The sequence below is a fragment of the Pseudomonas sp. RIT-PI-AD genome, from assembly GCF_025642785.1.
Taxonomy (GTDB): domain Bacteria; phylum Pseudomonadota; class Gammaproteobacteria; order Pseudomonadales; family Pseudomonadaceae; genus Pseudomonas_T.
In genome coordinates this window covers 1-2,938 of sequence record NZ_JANZKU010000056.1, presented here as the reverse complement: position 1 = coordinate 2,938, position 2,938 = coordinate 1, and the positions used below count along the sequence as shown (strand labels likewise).

Sequence of the window (2,938 nt, the reverse complement as noted above, 5' to 3'; positions counted from 1 at the left end):
TGCCGGCCGAGACCGACTTCGCCCTGCCGGCCCCGGCGCCCTTCGCCTTCAGCCGCAGCTACCTGTCCTGCGATGCGCGCATCGGCAGCCTCGGCCAGGGCTGGTCGCTGCCCGGCGAGGGGCTGGGCCTGGAACTCACGCCCACCGCCACCACCCTGATCGACTCCCAGGGCCGGCGCATCGGCTTCCCGGCCCTGGCGCCGGGGGCGGCGTTCTACTCGGGCAGCGAGCAGCTGTGGATTCGCCGCGGCGGCGCGCCGGAGGGCGTGCCCGTCGAGCCCTGGTCGGCGCGCTGGGCGGCGGTGCCCGAGGCGCTGCGCGCCCACGAAGGCTCGGTGCTGGTGCTCTCCGGGCAGAGCCTGCTGCACTTCTGGCGCGGCGCCGCGGGCACCTGGCGCCTGCACGCCGCCTTCGACCGCAACGGCTACCGCACCGAGTTCGCCTGGGGTGAGCAGGGCGTGCTGTCGAGCGTGCGCGACAGCGCCGGGCGCAGCTACGCGCTGGTCTACCGCCGGCTGTTCGCCGCCACGCCCGCGGACAACGGCCTGCGCCTGCTGGGGGTGATCCTGGCCAACCCGGCCGGGCCGATCCCGGCGGACTTCGACCCGACGCGGCCGGGCAACGACTGGCGGGTGCGCTACGACTTCGACGCCGCGGGCAACCTGGTGGCGGTGCGCAACCGCCTGGGCGAGGTGGTGCGCACCTTCGCCTGGCGCAACCACCTGCTGGTGGGCCATGGCCAGCCCGGCGGGCTCGAGGTGCGCTACGAGTGGGATCGCCTGGAGCCGACGGGCAAGGTGCTGCGCCAGATCGAGACCGACGGCCTGAGCCGCACCTTCGCTTACCACGCCGAGCACACCGAGGTGACCGACAGCCTGGGGCGGGTCGAGCGCTACGAATTCACCGGCGAGGCCGGCGCCCGGCGCTGGAGCGCCCAGGTGCGCGCCGACGGCAGCCGCGTGGAATACGAGCACGACCTGTTCGGCCGCCTGGTGGCGGTGAAGGATGCCCTGGGCCGGGTCAGCCGGCGTTACCTGGACGGCAAGGGCCGGCTCTACGAGACCCTGAGCCCGAATCGCGCCACCCAGCGCTACCGGCTGGACCCGGAGACCGGCGACACCCTGGGCCTGGTCGATCCCGAGGGGCGCGAGTGGCGCTTCGAGCGCGATGCGCGCGGCAACCTGCTGAGCGTGACCGATCCCCTGGGCGAGCAGACCCGCTACCGCTACGAGGACCCGGCCCTGCCGGACCGGCCGACGCAGATCGTCGAGGGCCAGGGCGGGGCCAGGACCCTGGCGTGGAACCGCCTGGGCCTGCTGGAGCGCTACACCGACTGCTCCGGGCAGAGCACCACCCATGAATACGACGCCGAGGGCCAGCGCATCGCCCGCCGCGACGCCCTGGGCCAGGTCACCCGCTACGCCTACGACCGCCTGGGGCGGCTGGTCGAGATCCGCCTGGCCGACGGCACGGCGATTCGCCACGCCTACGACGCCCTGGGCCGGCGGATCGCGGTGACAGGCCCGGAGGGCCGCACCCTGCGCCTGGGCTGGGACCGCTTCGGCCGGCCGACCCGGGTGCTCGACGCGGCCGGGCGCGAGCAGCGCTACCACTACGACCTGGCCGGGCGCCTGGAGGCCCTGGTCAACGAGAACGGCGCCCGCACCCGCTTCGGCTACGACCTGTGCGACCGCCTGGTGGAAGAGACCGGCTTCGACGGGCGCACCCAGCGCTACCGCTACAACGCCGCCGACGAGCTGATCGAGCGCGAAGAGGCCGACGGGCGCGTCACCGGCTACGCCTATGACCCCGACGGGCGCCTGCTCGCGCGGCACCTGCCGGCCACCGCCGAGGTGGCCGCGATCGTCGAGCAATACCGCTGGACCCGCGACGGGCGCCTGGCCGGGGTGCTGGGCTCGGGCAGCGAAGTGCTGTTCGCCTACGACGAGGCGGGTCGGCTGAGCCTGGAGACCCAGGCGCACCTGGACGGCTGGACCTACAGCCTGGCCCACCGCCACGATGGCCGCGGGGTGCGCCAGAGCACCCGCTACGGCGACGCGCCGGCGGTGAACTGGATGACCTACGGCCCCGGACACCTGCACGGGGTGCGGGTGGAACACCTGGAACTGGCCTTCGAGCGCGACGCCCTGCACCGCGAAATCCACCGCGACGCGCGGCGCCAGGGCGAGGCCGAGACCCTCTTCGGCCAATCGCGGCAATACGACAGCCTCGGCCGGCTCAGCGACAGCCGCCTGGTACCGGCGCTGGGCGAGGACTGGGCGCGGCGCTACGGCTACGACATCCAGGGCCAGCTCACCCGGATCGACGACCCCCAGGGCCCCATCGCCTACGGCTACGACGCCAGCGGCCGGCTCGTCGCCAGCCGCCACGGCGACCGCGAGACGCGCTACCGCTTCGACGCCGCCGGCAACCGCCTCGGCCTGCAGCCGCGCCCGCCCAGGCCCGAAGCCGACTGGGCGCAGCTGGTCCAGGCCAACCTCGACAACCCCGCCTTCGACCTGCTTGGCGCAGGCCAGGCCCTGACCCAGGGCCCGCAGGACCGATGGCCCGGCAACCGCGTGGGCGAACGGGACGGTGCGCAGTACCGCTACGACGCCGCCGGCAACCTCATCGAACGCCGCGACCCCGACGGCACCCGCCTGGAACTGGCCTACGACGGCGCCCACCGGCTGACCCGCCTGCGCCGCACCGATCCGGCCGGCGACGAGACCGAGGCGCTGTACCAGTACGACGGCCTGTCGCGGCGGCTGCGCAAGAGCGTGCTGCAGCGCGGCGCCCTCACCCACACCTGGTACGGCTGGGACGGCGACCGCCAGTGCGCCGAAGCCGGCGAGGACTGGCTGCGCACCACCGTGCACGAGCCCGGCGGCTTCGTGCCGCTGCTGCGCCTGGAACAGACCCGCACCCCCGACGCTGT

1 protein-coding gene is annotated in these 2,938 nt (G+C 74.5%); it reads left to right on the top strand.

Annotated elements, in window-relative coordinates; genetic code table 11:
• The coding region (locus tag OGL92_RS21955) for a DUF6531 domain-containing protein (RefSeq protein ID WP_263147985.1) at positions 1–2,938 on the top strand (2,938 nt) is incomplete at both ends.